The sequence below is a fragment of the Dietzia sp. DQ11-71 genome (genome assembly GCF_014144995.1).
Lineage (GTDB): Bacteria > Actinomycetota > Actinomycetes > Mycobacteriales > Mycobacteriaceae > Dietzia > Dietzia kunjamensis.
On the sequence record NZ_JAALDT010000025.1, the window covers coordinates 1 to 2593 of the forward strand.

Here is a 2593-nt window from a genome sequence, read left to right on the forward strand (position 1 = left end):
GCCTGCTCGCCGGGCTACGCGCCCACGACGACCGGGACGCCGCCGAGGACGTCGCGGTGGAGGTCGACGAGCGCTGGGCCGAGTACGACGCCGACGCGGTGCTGGAGGCCGCCCGCGTGGCCGGCCTGACCACGGAGCACGGGACCCTCGACTCCGCCGGTGCCTCCGACGAGGCCAAACAGGCGTTCCAGCGTCAACTCGACGCCGCCCTCGGACACTGGGCGGGACTCGAGGCGTTCGCCGAGTACCGACGCGACGCCGACGACGCCCTGGCGGACGCCGCCGCGAGGTCCGGGACCGGCCGGACGACCGTCGTCGTCTCCTCCGCCGGCACGATCTCCCTGGCGGTCGCCGGCCTCCTCGCCGACCCCGAGGGCGTCGTGGGGCTGTGGACCCGGTTGCAGCGCGTGACGGTGAACACCGGGACCGCCCGGGTCGTGGTGGGTCGCGGTGGGATGACGTGTATCGCGGTCAACGAACACCAGCACCTCGAGCGGGCGGCCGGGCCCGACGACCCGCGCCGACTGGTCACCCTGAGGTGACGATGTCGGCCGACCGCACGTCGGATCGGCTCGAGGCCGCCTCGCGCCCGGGCGGGCGTCGTATCGTACGACCGTAGAGGCCGTTCCAGGCGGCCACGAGAGCACGTCAGGAGAACGCCACGATGCCCACCTTCCAGCGCGGTCACACGACGATCGCCTACACGGACACCGGCGCCCCCGCGGGACGCCAGGACGCCCCGGTGGTGTTCTTCGCCCACGGCTTGCTGTTCTCGGGCTGGATGTTCCAGCACCAGATCGCCCGTCTGCGCGACAAGTACCGGTGCGTGACGATCGACTTCCGCGGGCAGGGCAACTCCCCGCGGGCCATGGGTGGCTACGACATGGACACCCTGACGGTGGACGTGTCCGAACTCCTGCGGCACCTGCAGATCCCGGTGGTGAACTTCGTGGGCCTGTCCATGGGCGGGTTCGTGGGGATGCGCCTGGCCGCCCGCAACCCGGAGATCGTGCACACCCTGACGCTCATGGACACCGCCGCCACCGCGGAGGAGCCGGCCAACCGCAGCAAGTACAAGACGCTGTCCAAGGTGTACCGCGTGGCCGGCATGAAGCCCCTGCGTGCGCGGGTGGCGCCGATCATGCTGGCCGAGGGCAACCTCGACGCCCCCTGGGTGCAGGAGTGGATGACCCAGCTCGAGCGCACCGATCGCGTGGGGCTGGTCAAGGCCATCGACTCCGTCGCCGACCGTGACCCGTGCGAGGACGAGGCCATCCGCATCATCGCCCCGACCCTGGTCGTGGTGGGGTCCGAGGACGCGGCCACGCCCCCCGACAAATCCCGACGCATCACCGAGCTGATCGCGGGCTCGCGCTATCGCGAGATCCCCGGCGCGGGGCACTCACCCAGCATGGAACGCCCGGACGAGGTCACCACCATCCTCGAGGCGTTCCTCTCCGAATACGACGTGTGAAGCCAAGGGAGCCGATGAGAGCTGAGCGCTCGGCTAGAGACGAGTCAGGGTCGACGGGGCGGCCGGGGGCGGCCGACGGGTGGGTGGGCGTCGTCACGGGCAAGCTCTCCGCGTGGTTGATGCTCGTGGTCGTGCTCCTCGTGAGCGGCGCGGTGTTCGCCTTCGCCTCATCGGAGGGCTCGTCGCAGGGGCCACAGACGCTCCCGGACGACTCCGAGGCCGCACTCGTCTCCGAGATCCAGCGCGAGTTCCCGGGGTCCGAGTCCGTTCCGGCGGTCCTCGTCGTGACCCGCGAGGACGGCGGCGAGCTGGGGCCCGAGGGCATCGCCGCGGCCGTCGGTGCCGGCGAGCGCATGGCCGAGGTCGTCGGTGCTCCCGCAGAGGGCCCCATCCCGTCCGAGGACGGCGCCGCCGCCCTCATGCTGGTGCCGGTCGACGCCCAGTTCCTCTCCGGGGGCGCGGCCAGCGACCTGGTGTCGGAGATGAGGGACGCCGTCGCCGACGGTCTCGACGAGGGCATCAGCGCCCAGCTCACCGGCGGCCCGGGGTTCGCCGCTGACACCGCTGCCGCGTTCGAGGGCGCCGACTTCCGACTCCTGGCGGCCACGGCCCTGGTCGTCGCGGTACTGCTCATCGTCACCTACCGCTCTCCGGTGCTCTGGCTCGTCCCGCTGATCATCATCGGTGTCGCTGACCGCGTCGCAGCGTTGCTGGTCGCCGAGGTCGGCGAGGCACTCGACATCACCGTCGACGGGTCCACCTCCGGCATCGTCTCCGTCCTCGTCTTCGGTGCCGGAACCAACTACGCTCTGCTCCTGGTGTCCCGCTACCGCGAGGAACTCCGCAAGACCTCGGATCGTCGAACCGCCCTCCGCGACGCGTACCGGGGCGCGGTCCCGGCCATCGTCGCCAGCAACGTCACGGTCGTGCTCGCCCTGCTCACCCTGCTCCTGGCGGCCCTTCCCAACTACCGATCGCTCGGCGCCTCCGCGGCCGTGGGCCTGCTGGTCGCCCTGGTCTACGCGCTCGTCGCGCTGCCCGCCGCCCTGGCCGTGTGTGGCCGCGGCCTGTTCTGGCCGTTCATCCCGCGCCCGGTCGAGGGGCCCGCCGGCACGCACG

The 2593-nt window shown here is 72.0% G+C and carries 3 protein-coding genes; all 3 read left to right on the top strand.

The features are described 5' to 3' along the window. Window positions 1–542 (top strand): phosphoglycerate mutase (locus tag G6023_RS01065; protein ID WP_182633861.1); only part of this gene is annotated, 542 nt, incomplete at its 5' end. A gap of 122 nt (window positions 543–664) precedes the next feature. Then, window positions 665–1474, top strand: a complete 810-nt coding sequence (locus tag G6023_RS01070; RefSeq protein ID WP_069389914.1) for an alpha/beta fold hydrolase — start codon at window positions 665–667, stop codon at window positions 1472–1474. Window positions 1475–1488: 14 nt separating this feature from the next. Beyond that, on the top strand, window positions 1489–2593 hold a 1105-nt coding region (locus G6023_RS01075), incomplete at its 3' end, for an MMPL family transporter (RefSeq protein ID WP_182633862.1).